Origin of the sequence: Streptomyces diastatochromogenes, assembly GCF_002242805.1 — a bacterium.
GTDB lineage: Bacteria > Actinomycetota > Actinomycetes > Streptomycetales > Streptomycetaceae > Streptomyces > Streptomyces diastatochromogenes.
Map to the genome: position 1 here is coordinate 345590 of NZ_MCGQ01000007.1, position 15764 is coordinate 361353.

The 15764-nt window shown below is 70.6% G+C and carries 13 protein-coding genes; 5 read left to right on the forward strand and 8 right to left on the reverse strand.

All coding sequences use genetic code 11. The features are described 5' to 3' along the window. Window positions 1-38 precede the first annotated feature (38 nt). The 3 genes from BEK98_RS06115 to BEK98_RS06125 are packed head-to-tail and all read right to left on the reverse strand — an operon-like array spanning window position 39 to window position 3540. Window positions 39-977 (reverse strand): N-acetylneuraminate synthase family protein, encoded by a 939-nt coding sequence (locus tag BEK98_RS06115; RefSeq protein WP_094215351.1) that lies wholly within the window; start codon window positions 975-977, stop codon window positions 39-41. Between the two features lie 14 nt (window positions 978-991). Next, window positions 992-2209: an N-acylneuraminate cytidylyltransferase gene (locus tag BEK98_RS06120; protein ID WP_094215352.1), complete on the reverse strand. Its 1218-nt coding sequence runs from the start codon at window positions 2207-2209 to the stop codon at window positions 992-994. A 20-nt stretch (window positions 2210-2229) separates the two neighbouring features. Next, window positions 2230-3540, reverse strand: coding sequence for a DUF6716 putative glycosyltransferase (locus BEK98_RS06125; protein WP_094215353.1), 1311 nt, complete (start codon window positions 3538-3540; stop codon window positions 2230-2232). A 198-nt stretch (window positions 3541-3738) separates the two neighbouring features. Here BEK98_RS06125 and BEK98_RS06130 point away from each other — a divergent pair, with 198 nt between their 5' ends. Then, window positions 3739-4716 carry a glycosyltransferase family 2 protein gene (locus tag BEK98_RS06130; protein WP_094215354.1) on the forward strand — a complete coding sequence of 326 codons (978 nt, stop codon included), beginning with the start codon at window positions 3739-3741 and terminating at the stop codon, window positions 4714-4716. Next, complete coding sequence (locus BEK98_RS06135; protein ID WP_094215355.1) at window positions 4713-6047, forward strand: alpha-2,8-polysialyltransferase family protein; 1335 nt, start codon at window positions 4713-4715, stop codon at window positions 6045-6047. Before BEK98_RS06130 ends, BEK98_RS06135 begins: the two co-directional genes overlap by 4 nt. 64 nt (window positions 6048-6111) lie before the next feature. Here BEK98_RS06135 and BEK98_RS06140 read toward each other — a convergent pair whose 3' ends face one another. Then, the gene (locus BEK98_RS06140) at window positions 6112-8424 is read right to left on the reverse strand and encodes a glycosyltransferase (protein WP_094215356.1); all 2313 of its coding nucleotides are present in this window, start codon (window positions 8422-8424) and stop codon (window positions 6112-6114) included. Beyond that, window positions 8421-9884: a glycosyltransferase family 29 protein gene (locus BEK98_RS06145; protein ID WP_094215357.1), complete on the reverse strand. Its 1464-nt coding sequence runs from the start codon at window positions 9882-9884 to the stop codon at window positions 8421-8423. Before BEK98_RS06145 ends, BEK98_RS06140 begins: the two co-directional genes overlap by 4 nt. 262 nt (window positions 9885-10146) lie before the next feature. On the opposite strand from BEK98_RS06145, the gene BEK98_RS06150 reads away from it, so the two are divergent. After that, window positions 10147-11307, forward strand: coding sequence for an acyltransferase family protein (locus BEK98_RS06150; protein WP_208643024.1), 1161 nt, complete (start codon window positions 10147-10149; stop codon window positions 11305-11307). Between the two features lie 100 nt (window positions 11308-11407). Continuing rightward, window positions 11408-12352, forward strand: coding sequence for a class I SAM-dependent methyltransferase (locus BEK98_RS06155; protein WP_094215358.1), 945 nt, complete (start codon window positions 11408-11410; stop codon window positions 12350-12352). Window positions 12353-12360: 8 nt separating this feature from the next. Here BEK98_RS06155 and BEK98_RS06160 read toward each other — a convergent pair whose 3' ends face one another. Beyond that, on the reverse strand, window positions 12361-13011 hold the full coding sequence (locus BEK98_RS06160) for a TetR/AcrR family transcriptional regulator C-terminal domain-containing protein (protein WP_094215359.1): 651 nt from the start codon (window positions 13009-13011) through the stop codon (window positions 12361-12363). A gap of 71 nt (window positions 13012-13082) precedes the next feature. Between BEK98_RS06160 and BEK98_RS06165 the strand changes: the two genes are divergently transcribed. Further along, window positions 13083-14456, forward strand: coding sequence for an FAD-dependent monooxygenase (locus BEK98_RS06165; protein WP_208643025.1), 1374 nt, complete (start codon window positions 13083-13085; stop codon window positions 14454-14456). A gap of 3 nt (window positions 14457-14459) precedes the next feature. Here the strand turns inward: BEK98_RS06165 and leuE are convergent, their stop codons facing one another. Both leuE and BEK98_RS06175 read right to left on the reverse strand, forming a co-directional pair. Then, window positions 14460-15110, reverse strand: coding sequence for a leucine efflux protein LeuE (gene leuE / locus BEK98_RS06170; protein ID WP_094215361.1), 651 nt, complete (start codon window positions 15108-15110; stop codon window positions 14460-14462). A 30-nt stretch (window positions 15111-15140) separates the two neighbouring features. Continuing rightward, window positions 15141-15722: a Uma2 family endonuclease gene (locus BEK98_RS06175; protein ID WP_094215362.1), complete on the reverse strand. Its 582-nt coding sequence runs from the start codon at window positions 15720-15722 to the stop codon at window positions 15141-15143. Between the last annotated feature and the right edge of the window lie 42 nt (window positions 15723-15764).

Genomic DNA, 15764 nt, shown 5'->3' on the forward strand with positions numbered 1-15764 from the left:
CACGTAAGGCAGGTGAGGCGTGTAAGGGGTCGGGGCGCTCAGACCGCGACCGGCTCGCCCGCCGCCGCCGCGATCTCCGCCTCGGCGACGACGCCGGCGACGCGGCGCAGCTTCTTCATCGGGCCCAGCTCGGAGTCGTAGACCTTCTTGACGCCGTCACCGAGGGAGGCCTCGATGGTGCGGATGTCGCGGACGAGGCGCGTGAGGCCCTGCGGCTCCACGGAGGCGGCCTGGTCCGAGCCCCACATGGCGCGGTCGAGGGTGATGTGACGCTCGACGAAGGTGGCGCCGAGGGCGACGGCGGCCAGCGTGGTCTGCAGGCCGGTCTCGTGGCCGGAGTAGCCGATCGGGACGTTCGGGTACTCCTCCTGCAGGGTGTTGATCACGCGGAGGTTCAGCTCCTCGGCCTTCGCCGGGTAGGTCGAAGTCGCGTGGCAGAGCAGGATGTTGTCCGAGCCCAGGACCTCGACCGCGTGGCGGATCTGCTTCGGGGTCGACATGCCGGAGGACAGGATGATCGTGCGGCCGGTCGCGCGCAGGGCGCGGAGCAGCTCGTCGTCCGTGAGGGAGGCGGAGGCCACCTTGTGGGCCGGGACGTCGAACTTCTCCAGGAAGGCGACGGCCTCGGTGTCCCACGGGGAGGCGAACCAGTCGATCCCCTTCTCCTTGCAGTACTCGTCGATCTGGCGGTACTCGTCCTCGCCGAACTCGACGCGGTGGCGGTAGTCGATGTAGGTCATCCGGCCCCAGGGGGTGTCGCGCTCGATGTCCCACTGGTCGCGCGGGGTGCAGATCTCGGGCGTGCGCTTCTGGAACTTCACGGCGTCACAGCCGGCCTCGGCGGCCGCGTCGATCAGCTTGAACGCGTTCTCCAGCTCACCGTTGTGGTTGATGCCGATCTCGCCGCAGATGTAGACGGGGCGGCCCGGGCCGGCCTCACGCGTACCGAAGGAGCGGATACGGGAGTTGGTGCTCATGACAGGGGATGTCCTTACTTGGGGAGGGAATCGAGAGAGGGGCCGAGGATCCAGCTGGCGATCTCTCGGATCGCGCCGTCACCGCCGGGTACGGTGGTGATCGCGCGTGCGGCGCCGCGTACGACGTCGTGGGCGCTCGCGACCGCCACGGGCCAGCCCACGAGGGCGAAGCACGGGAGGTCGTTGACGTCGTTGCCGACGTAGAGCACGCGCTCCGGCGCGATGCCCTGCTCCTCGCACCACTGCTTCAGTGCGAGGTCCTTGCGGTCGATGCCGTGCAGCACGGGGAGCTTCAGCTTCCGGGCGCGGGCGGCGACCACCGGGTTCTGTTCCGAGGACAGGATCAGCATCCGCAGCCCGCTCTTGCGCAGGGCGGCGATGCCGAGCCCGTCTCCGCGGTGTACGGAGACGAACTCCCGTCCGTCGGAGTCGATCAGCACCCGGTCGTCGGTCTGGGTGCCGTCGAAGTCGAGGACTACGGCGTCGATGTCGTCGTAGGTGGGGAGCGAACCGGGGCGGTCCGCGTCGAAGAGGGGGGCCAGCGCGCGGGCGCGGGCCAGGTCGTGCGGGTCGTCGATCTCCAGCACGCGCGCGGGGTCGGTGCGGACGAGTTCCGTACGGCCGAAGAAGCGGTGCTGGTGCTTGCGGAAGCCGGCCGCGTCCATCGCGTAGGCGGCGCCGGTCTCCAGGAAGTCCTGGGGGCGGTCCTGGCGGCGCGGGCGGAAGGACTTGTCGTGGTTGACGCCGAAGCCGCCCTCGCCCGCCTCGTCGGAGTGGCGCCAGACGAAGCCGTGGAAGGGGGCGACGGTGACGGCGGTGTCCGCGCCCTGCTCGGCCACCGCGCCGGCGACGCCGTCGACGTCCTCGCGGACCAGGAAGGGGCTGGTGCACTGCACGAGCAGGACGACGTCGACGGGGGCTCCGTGCAGGGCCTCGTGGGCGTCCATCGCGTGCAGCACGGCCGCCTCGGAGGTGGCGGTGTCGCCGGCGATGGCGGCCGGGCGCAGCACGACCTCGGCGCCCGCCGTACGCGCCGCTGCCGCGATGGCCTGGTCGTCGGTGGAGACCACCACGTCCGTGACGAGCCGGGTGGCCAGGCACTCACGGACCGCCCGGGCGACCAGCGGGACCCCGCCGATGGGGGCGAGGTTCTTGGCGGGCACTCCCTTGGAGCCACCCCGCGCGGGGATCACCGCCAGCACACGGCGCACCACAACTGCTTTGTCGGACACGGGATTTACTCCTTGAAGGGTCACAGCTCCCCCATCCGTCGGATCACGGGGGCCACACGCTGCACGCCGTGGCGGTAGGCGCCGCGCGCGGCTCGGCGCACGATCTGGCGGACGGGTCCCGGCTCCTTGTCGGCGGCGGGCGCGCCGGGCAGCGGGGCGCCGTCGGGGCCGAGGTGGTGGCGGGCGAGGATGCCGGGCAGGTAGCCGGGCGCGGTCTCGGGTGTGTAGTAGGGGGTGAGGGGCGGCAGCCCCCCTGGGCGGTCCAGCAGCTTGGCGATGCGCTCGCGGGCCGTGTCGAAGGCGGTGGCGTAGGAGCCGTCGGCCGCGACGCCCTGCCGGGCGACCCACTCCTCGTTCGGTGCCGGGCGGTGTCCGGCGTCCAGCTGGTCCCAGGAGGCGAGGCACCCGGAGCCGGTGAAGTGGTGGTTGCCGAGCACCTCGCGCACGCCCAGGTCGGTCAGGACGACCGTCGGGATGCGGCGGTGCAGGGCTTCGAGAGCGGCCGTGGAGCTGACCGTGACCAGCAGGTCGGTGCGGTCGAGCACCTCGCCCATGTGGCCGTACACCAGGCGGAAGTTGGCGGGCAGGTCCGTGCCCTGGACCAGCTTCTGGTACGGCAGCTCCTCGATGTGGGTGGTGTGCTCACCGGGCTTGGAGCGCAGCTTCAGCAGCACCTCCCGCTCGGGGTGCTTCCGGGCGTGCCCGATCAGCCGGTTCAGCAGGTACGTACGGTCCTTGCGGCTGTCCGGGACGGAGGGCTGGGCCGCGAACACGACCGTGTAGGGCTCGTGTTCACCGGTGTACGGCTCTCCGCCGAGGAACGGCAGCGCGACCTCGGTCACCGCGGAGGCGTCGGCGCCCACCCCCTCGTACACGGCGCGGAAACGGTCCGCGTCGTGGCGGGAGTTGGCGAGGACGAGGTCCGCGCCGTGCCGCAGCAGCAGCCCGTCGGCGAGCTTCTCGTAGACGACGCCGACATAGCCGGTGACGACGACGGGACGCTTCCCGGAGCCCCAGGCGTTGCGCAGCCCGTGCAGCATCGCCTGCACACCGCCGCCGACGAGGGCGATGACGAGGACGTCGTACGACTGCTCGCTCATCGCGCGCAGGAACTCGACGCCGGTCACCTCGCGGAGGGAGTCCGCGTGGACGCCGACCTCTTCGAGCTGGCGGGGGGTGGGGGTGGCTCGTCCGCGCAGGAGGTAGCCGTCGAGCCGGATCTCGGCGCCCGTGGGGGTGACGCGCTGCGCGGTGAGCGCGCCCCACTTCCATCGGGTGTCGGAATCCGCGAGGACGGCGACCCGCAGGGACTTCGTTGCACTTGCTGGCACGCCGAAGACGCTAGGAAGGCATTCCGAGGTTCCGCCCAACCCGAATACAACAAACGGTTAACAGCACATCGCCGAATGGCGAATCAGGCCGTGATCGGGCCGGAAAACAGCCCGGTTCACAGCTTCGCCACGCGTCGTTCACCTGGCATCAAGGCGACGGTCAAGACACATGACGGGCTTCGCCCTAACGTCCGTGACGTGGTCAAGCTCTCCGTCATCGTGCCGTTCTACAACGTGCAGCAATACGCGCCCGACACCCTGAGGAGCCTCAGTGCGAACGCGCGTGAGGACTTCGAATTCATTCTCGTCGACGACTGTTCCCGCGACGGGACACCAGAGATTCTCGCGCGCGCGGAGCGCGAGCTGCCAGGCGCGGTCCTCGTCCGGCACGAGCAGAACGGAGGGCTGGCGACCGCCCGCAACACCGGTATCGACCGGGCGCGCGGCGAGTACCTGACCTTCCTGGACGGCGACGACTGGCTCGCCCCCGGGTACTTCCCGAAGCTGGTCAGCGCCATAGAGGATCTTGGCTGCGACTTCCTGCGCACCGATCATGTGCAGTGCACGGCCCGGTCGCGCACCGTGCACCGGGTGCCGGTCGGCCGGCGGAACGTGGTGCTGAACCCGCGCGAGGCGATCCTGCCCGCCGACCGGTCCACCTCCGTGGACTACGCCTTCGCCTGGGCGGGCATCTACCACCGCCGGCTGGTGGACAAGGGTCTGCTGCACTTCACCGACGGGCTGCGCACGGCCGAGGACCGGCCGTGGATCTGGAAGCTGCACCGGGAGGCGGAATCCTTCGCCGCGGTGAGCATGCTCGGTGTGTTCTACCGGCGCGGAGTCGCCTCGTCACTCACCCAGATCGGCGATGTCCGGCAGCTCGATTTCATTCGCGCGTTCGATCAGGTGATCGCGGAAACGGCCGCCGACCCGGAAGCCGACGCGCTCCTGCCGAAGGCCGTACGCACGTATTGCGCCATCATTTCCCATCACCTGGGATCCATCGAAAGGTTCGAGCCCGCGGTGGCGAAGAAACTGAAATCCCTGAGCGCCGGGGCGCTGCAGCGCATGCCGCAGGACGTGCTGGACGAGGCCCTGGACTCCATGGACCTGCAGCGCGCCACCAAGCTGCGCCGGCTGCGCCGCCGTCCCGCCTCGACGGGGGTCGCCGCGTGACCACCCAGATCTTCCAGGCGTCGACGCTGTACGGCACGGCGACGCTCGCCGCCGCCCTGGACTCGGGCTGCTTCGGCCCGGCCGGCCGGCGCATCCTGCTGGTCTGCAACAACGCGGCGACGCCCGAGACCACGCCCGGCCTGGACGAGATGCCCGGCTTCGAGCGGCTGCGCGAGCGCTTCGACGACGTGATCTCGTACAACGAGACGATCTTCCCGTTCCACCCCGGCGGCTGGGCGCCCCGGGTGGACGACATGCCGCTGTGGGAGCGGTATCTGCGCCACGAGTGGCACCTGGGCGACGACGACGTGGAGCTGGCCGTCGAGTCGATCCAGGTCAACCCGTCGCTGGCGCTCGCCCAGATCTTCACCGGCGCCCCGGTCACCGTCTACGCCGACGGCCTGATGAGCTACGGCCCGACCCGCAACAAGATCGACCCGCTGGTCGGCACCCGCGTGGACCGGGTGCTCCACCTCGACCTGGTGCCGGGCCTGAAGCCGCTGCTGCTCACCGAGTTCGGCGTCCCGGGCGAGATCGTGCCGACCCAGGCCTTCACCAAGGTGCTGGCCGAACTCGCCCCGCTCGGCGACGACCTGCCCGAGGTCGAGGAGCCCGCGCTGCTGCTCGGCCAGTACCTCTCCGCGCTGGACATCCTCACCGCCGAGCAGGAGGAGAACCTGCATGTGCGGATGCTGAAGGGGGCTGTCCAGCTCGGCCACACCAAGGTGGTGTTCAAGCCGCACCCCTCCGCTCCGGCCCGCTTCACCCGCAGCCTGGAGCAGGAGGCGGAGAAGCTCGAGGTCGAGCTGACCGTGCTCGACACGCCGGTCCTCGCCGAGGTCGTGTACCAGCGGATGCGTCCCGCGCTGGTCGTCGGCTGCTTCTCCACCGCGCTGCTCACGGCCTCCGCGCTGTACGGGCTGCCGGTCGCCCGGGTCGGCACGGACCTGCTGCTGGAGCGGCTGACGCCGTTCGAGAACAGCAACCGGATCCCGGTCACCGTCGTCGACGCGCTGCTGCCCGAGCTGAGCAACGGCGAAGCGGTCACCGAGCAGCGCGAGGGCATGGACGTGGCGGCGCTGGGCGCGCTGGTGCGTGCGGTGGGCTTCGCGATGCAGCCGAAGATCCTGCCGAGGCTGCGTGAGGAGACCGAGCGGTACCTCGCGGGGAACCTGAACGCGCAGACCCTGCGCTACTTCAAGCGCAAGCGTCTGACCTCGCTGGCGCTGCCCGGCGGGGTGCCCTCCCAGCTGTCGTTCATCCCGCGCAACGCCACGGTCCGCCGGGTGGCGCGCAAGGCGCGCAATCTGCGCCGGGTCGTACGTCGCTGAACCCACCGTAAGGCCGACCCCCCGTGAGGGCGGGCCCCGCACCGGGCCCGCCCTTCCTGCTGTCTCAGCGGCCCAGGACCGTCCGGATCCGGGCCGCGTTCTCCTGGGTGACCTTCCACAGCAGCTCCTGCCGGTCGTGCACGTCGGCGACGGTCCGGCTGTGGTGGTCCAGGATCTGCAGCGCCCGCTCGGTGAGCAGTGCGCCCAGGTTCTTCTCGTGGACGGAGACACCCCACTCGGGGCGCTCGATGTCGCTGAGGAAGTACGCCATCTTCGGGTGCGAGATCAGGCTGACGATGGGCGTGCCGACCCCGAAGGGGATCATTCCGGCGTGCCCGCGCATGCCGATGACCAGGCGGGTCCTGGCGTACGTCGCGCGGATCTCGTCGTTGGAGAAGTCGTACATCGGGATCACCGGCAGCGAGATCCCGTGCTCGCGGCGCAGGTCGAAGGCGATGCGCTCGTCGTCCAGGGAGTGGGCGACGCACCGCACCTCGGTGTGGGCGCCGATCGCGCGGACGGCCTTGGCCATCTCGGCGAGGAAGTGTCCGTAGTCGTGGCCGAAGCGCAGGCCCGCGCGGTCGTAGGCGGCGTTCAGCAGGACGGTGTCCTCGCGGTGCAGCGGGTCGCTCCAGCCGGGGACCAGCTGGCGCATGACCGTGGTCGGGCAGGGCTGGAAGACGACCTTGTCGTGCAGCTCGGGCGGGAGCAGCGAGCGGACCTTGGCGATGGAGCCGTGGTTGCGCAGGCCGAAGAAGGAGGCCTTCTCCACCAGCAGGCGCAGGCTCTCGTTGAACCGCTGGGCCCGGTAGGACTGCCCGTCGAAGGCGTTGAAGCCGACCGCGAAGACCATGATCGGCACGTCGATGGCGCGCAGGTGCTCGTCCGGGACGTTCCACTGCCAGGCGCTGTTGCCGTTGGGCATGGTGTCCGGGATGAACAGTCCGCCGCCGCCGATGACCAGGCCGCGCCGGGCGTTGACCCGCTCCAGGGCGGCCGGGTCGAACAGCCGGTGGGCGTGGACGGAGTGCCAGCGCCGGGAGGTGGTGTCGGGGCCGAAGGCGAGCCGGACCGTCTCGGGCAGCAGCTTGTCGCCCGCGTTGCCCTGCCGGTCCATGTAGAAGGCCACGTGCGCGAGCTGGTCCTCGGCGGCGCCCTGCTCCTGGCTGGGTACCGCGGCCGCGCGCTGGGCCCACAGCCGGCTGGAGCGGTGGGTGGGGTCGACGGTGAGGCCGGCCGTGGCGTACTTCAGGGCCTCGGCGTTGTCACCGTGCACCCAGGCCATCTGGGCGAGGCGGGCGTAGGCGGTGGCGGCCCGGTTGGGGGCGGCGGTGGCCAGCAGCAGCTGGGTCTTCGCCTCCTCCTGGCGGGAGACGCTCATCAGGGCGTGCCCGAGCACCTCGTGCGGCCAGGCCTCGTCCAGCGGGATGCGGACGCTGCCGAGGAGGTCCACGGCGTCCTGGTACTCACCGGCGGCGATGTGGGCGGCGGCGACCTTGCGGGCGGCCTCCACGTCACCGGTGCGCCGTACGTGCGGGGTGCCGTAGTGCACGAGCAGGTCGTGGTGGAGGTTGCCCTTGGACAGATAGGCCGCGTGGAACTCGGCGTCGCCCAGCTCGAACTCGCGCCAGCGCTCCTCGGCCTGCGCGTACCCGGCCTCACCGCCCTGCCAGGGCTTGTGCCGGCCGGTGAAGTGCAGGATCGCGGTGTCGTCGGGGACCGGCAGGTCGCCGGAGAGCCGCCGCTTGACGAAGTTGTAGCGGGAGTCCAGGCGGACGAAGTCGCCGTCGAGGACGGCGTTGAGGATGCCCTGGTCGTGCTTGTCGAGTTCGTAGGAGCCGCTGCGCCCGACCTGGTCGATCTTCGCGCAGAACGCGTCGGACAGGTACTCGCGCTGGATGACCAGGAGCCCGGAGTTGAGCTTGTGCTGGCCGTAGAAGAACTGCGGTACGGCAGCCAGTCCCTCGCGCAGCTGGAGGAGTTCACCGAGGTCGCCGAGGACGACCATGTCGGTGTCCAGGGTGATGACGGTGTCGTAGTCGCGCAGCTTGAAGATGTCGAGGATGAAGTAGGCCTTGCGGACCAGGTAGTTGTCCTGGTCGCCCTTGACGTAGGAGTCGTAGTGCTCGGCGTCGACGCGGCGCAGCACGATGCGCGGGTGCAGGGCGCGGATGCGGGCGACGGAGGAGGGCTTCAGGTCGTCGTGGAGGACGACGAAGTCCTCGCAGACGCCGGGGTTGGACAGGGCGAGGCTGCGCAGCAGGACGAGGAAGCCGGGCAGGTAGTTCTCGTCGACGAAGCTCGCGAAGGCGATGCGCCGCCGGCCGGTGAGGAGGTGCGCGGAGGTCTCCGGTGCTACCGGGGTGAAGGTGGTCATCGCAGGGATATCCTCAGGTCGGTCACGCTCTGGGCCCGCTCCATGACCCATGCCTTCTCGCTGGTGTATTCGTGCACGGAGGTGATGGCGAGCTTCATGGCCTCCTGGACGCGGTAGGCGCCGCTCTCGTAGAAGTCGAAGCCGATCAGGTCCAGGGTCGGGCTGACGTCCAGGAAGTCCAGCAGCCACAGCATGTTGAAGCCGGTGGTCGGGATGCCGGACCAGACGTCGTTGCCGACCCGGCCGATGTTCCGGACGGGCCAGCGCAGCGACTCGTCACCAAGGTACTGCTGGGCGCCGGGCACCAGCCGGTTGCGCAGCGAGTGCTTCCAGTCGCCGGAGACCCCGCCGAAGACGAGCCGGGTGGTCACCGGACGGTCCCAGTTGAAGCCGTGCTTGTGGATGGTGGCGTGGATGTCGGTACGGCTGCCGGTGTGCCCGGGGTCGATCCGGTACGAGTTGAAGCGGACGACGAGGTCGTAGTCGTCGATCTGGGTGCCCATCGAACTCTCGCCCACCCGGCCGGAGTTGGCGATCAGGCAGATCGACTTGCCGGCGATCTGGTTGCGGAACTCGCCGAGGCTGATCCACTGCACCCCGCCGACGGTGGGGTCGGCGACCGGGCCGCGCATCCGGATGCGGCGCTGCTCGGCGTAGAGGGCGACGGCCTCGGTGAGGGCGGTGGGGTCGGCGGCGATCCCGGTGCGCAGGTCGAGGTACTGGCTGAGCAGTTCCTGCCGGTCGGCCACCGGGGCCTCGTCGGCGGACAGCGCGAGCAGGGCGCCGACCAGCCGGGGCTCGGCCGCGTCCCAGTCGCCGAGGGCGTGCAGGGCCAGGCCCTCGGCCCACACGTCGGTGGCGGGGCCGCGGGCGAAGTCGGCGGCGCGCGGGCACTGGCGCTGGAGCAGGGCGAGCAGTTCGCGTTCGCGTTCGGCGGCCCGGCGCAGTCCCGTGATCCGGGCGGCCACGCCGAAGCCGTCCTCGCTGGTCAGTTCCAGATAGCGCTCGTAGGCCTGGACGGCCTCGGGCTCGTCGCCGAGGGCCTCCAGGGCACGGGCGCGCAGCCGCCAGCCGGCGCGGGAGTTCTTGCGCTCGGCGAGGACGGTGTCGCTGATCTGCAGGGCGAGGTTCAGCTCGTCGTCGTAGCCGCACTCGAGGGCCTTGTTGCCGACGGCGAGCAGAGCGTCCAGCAGGTCGGCCGGGATGCTGCCGGCGGGGGCGGTGGCCCCCTTGACGGCCCGCTTGAGCAGAGCGGTCGCGCCCTGGGCCGGGACGGGTGCGGGAGCGGACGTGCCGGTGGTGCTGAACACTACGAGCAACTTGCGCAGCTGCTCGGCCAGTTCCGTGCGCCGGCGGTCGAGGCTGCCCACGAGTTTGCCGCTGTGCACGGCGCAGGCTCGCAGGCAGTCCTCCAGCTCTCCTCCACGCGCAGGTGTCCGCCGGTTCTGGACCCTCGTCATAGCTCTCCTGATTTTGCCAAGCAAATACGGTGTTTACGGCGACATGCCGTCGGTTTGCGAAAGCGTGGGGGTGGATGGAGAAACTAGGAAGTCAAAGCGACCAATGGGTTAACGAATCCGAACAGGTAAGAGAATGGTTAGACCGTCAATCACGTCATTCCTGTGATTCACCCAGGTGACGGCGGAACGGCTCCCTCATGCCGGGGACTTTCACCAGAGCACCCGAGATGATCAACGCATCTTCGGGTAGGCGCCGAGCATCATGGCTGCTTCATCCCCCACTCTTGTCACCGCTCCCGCGCCCGCTCCCCCCACGCCCGGAACGGCCCCCGCCCCGCCACGCCGGGGCCGCCTGCTCGCCCTGGACGGCCTGCGGCTCGTGGCCGCGCTGATGGTCTGCCTCTACCACTACGCCGGACGCGGCGGCACGGTCTCCGCGTCCTGGCACCAGACACCGGCCCGCGTCTTCCCGACCCTGTCCCAGGTGGCCACGTACGGCTGTCTCGGCGTCCAGTTCTTCTTCGTCATCAGCGGTTTCGTCATCTGCATGAGCGGCTGGGGCCGTACTCTCGGCGACTTCTTCCGCTCCCGCGTCGCCCGCCTCTACCCGGCCTACTGGGTCGCCCTGGTGCTCGTCACCGGCGCGGCCCTCGCCGTGCCGGCCGTCGTGCACCCGGTCCGCCTGGACGAGTTCCTGGTCAACCTGACGATGCTGCAACAGCCCATGGGCGCCTCGCGCGTGCTGGGCGTGTGCTGGACGCTCTGGGTCGAGGTCCGCTTCTACGCGCTGTTCGCCCTGTTCGTCGTCGCGCGCGGGGTCACCTACCGCCGGGTGGTGCTGTTCTGCTGTGTGTGGACGCTGGCGGCGGCGGTGTGCCGCACCTCGGGCAACACGCTGACGGACCAGCTGGTCATGCCGGACTACGCCCCCTTCTTCGTCGGCGGTCTCGCCCTCTACCTGATCCACCGCTTCGGCGGCGACCTGCTGCTGTGGGGGATCGTGGCCGCCTCCTGGCTGCTCGGGCAGAGCAACGCCACGCGCGGCCTGTGGCACACGGGCGCGCACGGCGACTTCGTGCGCAGCCCGTACGTGATCCTGCTGATCGTCACGCTCGCCTTCGCCGGGGTGGCGGCCGTGGCGCTGGGCTGGACCCGCCGGGCGAACTGGCCCTGGCTGGCCACGGCCGGGGCGCTGACGTACCCGTTCTACCTGGTCCACGAGCACCTGGGCTGGTTCGTCATCCGGGTGCTGCACCGGGGCCTGGGCCTGCCCGCGTGGCCGACGCTCGGGGCGACGGTGCTCGGCATGCTGCTGCTGGCGTGGCTGATGCACCGGTTCGTGGAGAAGCCGTTCGGCCCGCGGCTGAAGAAGGCGCTCCGTGGCCGGAAGTTGGGCAGTCGTTCATCTCGCCTTGGGTTTTGAACCGGCCCCGGGGGCAGGCACCGTAGTGCCCCGCCCCCCGCGCCACAGGCTTTCCGCAGCGAACCCACAGACTGCCGTACCGAGGGAGTGCCTCCGCCTCATGGCCACCACCCAGGAAGCGATGCGACCGCCCCACCGACTCGACGACGTGCCCGGCTGGTTCCCGGTCCTCGACCAGTTGCTCTTCGAGTGGTTCCTGAACCGGCAGGAGGCCGGCGGGACCCGCGGCGACCTCCTGGAGGTCGGTGTCTACATGGGCAAGAGCGCGATCTTCATAGGCCGGCACCAGCAGCCGGGCGAGCGGTACACCGTGTGCGACCTCTTCGAGGGCGACGCCCCGGACGACGCCAACCGGGCCGAGTCGACCAAGTCCTACAGTGCGCTGACCCGGCGCGTCTTCGAGGACAACTACCGCTCCTTCCACGACGAACTGCCCCGGGTGCTCCAGGGGCCCAGCTCCCTGGTGCCCGCCGAGGTCGAGGCCCGCTCCTGCCGGTTCGTGCACATCGACGCCTCGCACCTGTACGAGCATGTGCACGGCGACATAGGGGCGGCTCACGACCTGCTGCTGCCCGACGGCATCGTCGTCCTCGACGACTTCCGCTCCGAGCACACGCCCGGCGTCTCCATAGCCACCTGGGAGGCCGTGCTCAACCGCGGCCTGCACCCCATCTGCCTGAGCACGCAGAAGCTCTACGGCACCTGGGGCGATCCCGAGCCGGTCCAGGAGGCGCTGCTGGACATGGCGCGGGAGCGGTCCGACTGCCACCTGAGCGTCCAGGAGGCCGCGGGGCACCGGATCGTCCGCCTGAAGTCCAAGGGGATGCCGGCGCCGGTGTTCCCGCCCTCGAAGCACGCGGTGGCGGCCAAGGCGCCGGAGCCGACGCCGGCAGCGGTGTCCGCACCGGCACCCGCTCCCGCACCCGCGGTACCGCCCGCCCGGCCCGCGCCCCGCCGGGGCAGCCGGGTCCGCCGGGTCGCCGTGGACCTGTTGCCGCCGGTCGTCACGCGGGCGATACGCAAGGCGCGCGCGGCCCGGAGCTGACCGCTCGCTCAGCCGATCCCGTACCGGGCCCCGATGCCCGCGATCACCAGCGCCAGCCCTTCCTCGAACTGCTGGTCGTAGTCGTCGAAGAGCACCTTTCCGGCCTCGGCCGCGAGCGGGAAGTCGGCCATGCGCCGGGCGCGCTCCTCGATGTCGTACCCCTCCCGGCGCTCGCCCGGGAGGGGCTGCACGCCCTGCTCCTCGGTGACGAACCCGATGGTGAACACGTTCATGGTCCGCGCCGCGTTGACCGCCTGCACCAGGGTGAAGCCGGCGCCCGTGAGGACGCGCAGGTGCGCCTCCATCTCGCGGGCGTGGTCGGTGCCCGTGAAGCGTGAACCGCTGAAGACCTTGGCGCCGTCGCGGTAGCCGAGCAGGGCGGCGCGCAGCCCTCGGCTGGTCCTGAGCAGCCGCTCCTGCCAGCTGTCGGCGGGATCGAGCGCCGTACCGGCGACCATCCGCCGGTACATCTCCGTCGCCATCTCGTCGAGCAGCGCCTGCTTGTCCTTGAAGTGCCAGTACAGCGCCGGGGCCTTGACGTCCAGCTCCTTGGCGATGGCACGCAGGGTCAGCCCGTCGAGGCCGACCTCGTTCAGCAGCCGCAGCGCCGTGTCCGCGACCCGTGTGCGGTCCAGGGGCGCGCGTCGTTCCGTACTCACGCTTGACAGCTTAACAGCGTTAAGGGCACGCTCATGGGCGACGGCACTTAACAACGTTAAGGAGAATTGTCATGGATGTACTGATCGTGGGGGCCGGTCCGACCGGCCTCACCCTCGGCATCGACCTCGTCCGGCGCGGTGTGGACGCGCTGGTCGTGGAGCGGGCGGAGGGGCTCTTCCCTGGCTCGCGCGGCAAGGGGATCCAGCCGCGCACCCAGGAGGTCTTCGAGGACCTCGGCGTCCTGGACGCGATCCGCGCGGCGGGCGGTCCCTACCCGGCGCGGACGATCTGGAAGGACGGCGAGCGGCTCGGCGAGCAGCCGATGTTCGAGGCCGTGGCGGCGGACGAGGGTGCGCCGTACACCGAGCCGTGGATGGTTCCGCAGTGGCGGACGCAGGAGATCCTGTACGCGCGGCTGGTCGAGCTGGGCGGCGAGGTCGGCTTCGGGCGCGAGGTGACGGGCCTGGAGCAGGACGCGGACGGCCTGAGCGTGCGGTTCGCCGACGGTACGACCGTCCGCGCGCGGTATGTCGTCGCGGCCGACGGCGGCCGCTCGGCGGTGCGGCGCGCGGTGGGCGTGGGCATGGCCGGGGAGACGGTCGACCCGAACCCGTTCCTGGTCGCGGACCTGCGGCTGAAGGGTCTCGACCGGGAGTACTGGCACACCTTCCCCAGGGCCGACGGCACCGGCGTGGCGCTGTGCCCGCTCGCCGGCACGGACGACTTCCAGCTGGCCGGGAGGTTGCCGGAGGGCACCGAGTTCGACCTGTCCCTCGACGGCATCCGGAAACTGGTCGCCGCGTACACGCACCTCGACGCCGAGGACGTCACCGAACTGCGCTGGGCCTCGGAGTTCCGGCCGCGGACCGCGCTGGCGGACCGGTTCCGGGTGGGCCGGGTGTTCCTCGCGGGCGACGCCGCGCACCTCCACTCACCGGCGGGCGGGCAGGGTCTGAACACCAGCGTCCAGGACGCGTACAACCTGGGCTGGAAGCTGGGCGCGGTGCTGCGCGGCGGGGCTCCGGAGGCCTTCCTCGACACCTACGAGGAGGAGCGGCGCCCCAACGCGGCCGCCATGCTGGGCCTGTCCACGGGCGTGCACCGCGGGGAGGTGCAGCGCGGGAAGGCGACGGTGCAGCTCGGGCTCGGGTACCCGGAGTCGTCCCTCAGCGAGGAGACCCGGGCCGTCCCGTCCGGGGTACGGGCAGGCGACCGCGCACCGGACGGCAGGGTGGACGGCGTACGCCTCTTCGACGCGTTCCAGGGGCCGCACTGGACGCTGCTGGGCGCGACGGCACCCGTTGCCGGGGTCCGCGCCCTCCCGGCAGCCCCGGAGTCGTACGGCCCCGGTGTCTTCCTGGTCCGCCCGGACGGATACGTCGGCTGGGCGGGCGACTCGACGGCCGGACTGCCCGCGTATCTCGACCGGGTCGGCTGCCGCTAGAACCTACGCGCTGGCCAGCGACAGCTTCACCGCGAACCCGAGGAACAGGGCGCCCGCCGCCGAGGTGGCCGTGGCCGACAGGCGCTTGCGGCGGCGGAAGGCGGCGGCCAGGCGGGTGCCGCCGAATATCAGCGCGCTGAGGTAGAGGAAGCTGGCCAGCTGCGCGAAGGCGCCGAGGACGACGAAGGAGAGGGCCGGGTAGGCGTACCCCGGGTCCACGAACTGCACGAAGAAGGCGACGAAGAAGAGGATCGCCTTGGGGTTGAAGAGGCTGACGACGAAGGCCCGCCGGAAGGGCTGCTCCTCGGCCGAGGCCACGGTCGCGGCCTCCTCCACGGCCTTCTCCCGCCGGGTCCGCCACATCGCCCACGCGGACCGCAGCATCCCGATCGCCAGCCAGGTCAGATAACCGGCACCGGCGTACTTCACGATCCCGAACAGCACGGCGTTGCCCTGGAGCAGCGAGGCGACCCCGGCGGCGGACAGTGTCATCAGCACGGTGTCCCCGCACCAGACGCCGGCTGCGGCGGTGTAGCCGGCCCGGACTCCGCGGCGGGCGGCGACGGAGAGCACGTACAGGGAGTTGGGGCCGGGGAGCAGGACGATCAGGACAAGACCGGCCAGATAGGTGGGGAGATCGATGACGCCGAACATGAGAAGGAGTGTCGCATGGGGGTACGACAGTCAGTCGTCCCCGTCCAGGAGGGTGTCCACGGGGAGGTCGAGCATGAGACCGACGGACTCCGGGACGAGCACGGTCTGACCTCGCTTGTAGCGGACGGGGGCGGGGTACTTGCCATCGACCGGGTCGGTGTAGAGAAGGACCTCGTCGTGCTTGCGGTCGGCGATGAGGTAGGCGGGGATGCCGGCCTGGGCGTAGCACTCGACCTTGGGGCCGAGATCGTCGGACCAGTTCGACGAGGTCACCTCGACGACCAGTCGGAAGACGTTCGGCGCATAGCAGTTCTTCTGGACGTGAGCGTCACGGAAGTCCTCGTCCACGACCGAGAAGTCCGGAACCGCGAAGTCGTCCGGCAGGGCGGGCAGCCACAGGCCGATGCCTTGCACATACCTAAGCCCTGCCTTCCGGGCTCCTGCTCCGCCGAATGCTTCGACCAGCCAAGTCAACGACAGTGCATGCGAACCGTCCGGCGGCGGTGTCACGATGAGCCTCCCCTGGAGAATCTCCACGCGGTGGCCAGGCAGTGCACGGGCAAGCTGGTCGGCTGCCTCGCCCAGGGTCAGCTCCTGCTGCAGTACGGCCATGGCGTCCTCCTTTTCGGGGCCCACTCTTCACGAGCGTAGCCG

Coding starts and splice junctions, on each gene's coding strand:
- BEK98_RS06115 (WP_094215351.1), bottom strand. CDS start 977: ATGAGCACCAACTCCCGTATCCGCTCCTTCGGTACGCGTGAGGCCGGC.
- BEK98_RS06145 (WP_094215357.1), bottom strand. CDS start 9,884: ATGACGAGGGTCCAGAACCGGCGGACACCTGCGCGTGGAGGAGAGCTG.
- leuE (WP_094215361.1), bottom strand. CDS start 15,110: ATGTTCGGCGTCATCGATCTCCCCACCTATCTGGCCGGTCTTGTCCTG.
- BEK98_RS06175 (WP_094215362.1), bottom strand. CDS start 15,722: ATGGCCGTACTGCAGCAGGAGCTGACCCTGGGCGAGGCAGCCGACCAG.
- BEK98_RS06140 (WP_094215356.1), bottom strand. CDS start 8,424: ATGACCACCTTCACCCCGGTAGCACCGGAGACCTCCGCGCACCTCCTC.
- BEK98_RS06150 (WP_208643024.1), top strand. CDS start 10,147: ATGGCTGCTTCATCCCCCACTCTTGTCACCGCTCCCGCGCCCGCTCCC.
- BEK98_RS06155 (WP_094215358.1), top strand. CDS start 11,408: ATGGCCACCACCCAGGAAGCGATGCGACCGCCCCACCGACTCGACGAC.
- BEK98_RS06165 (WP_208643025.1), top strand. CDS start 13,083: ATGGATGTACTGATCGTGGGGGCCGGTCCGACCGGCCTCACCCTCGGC.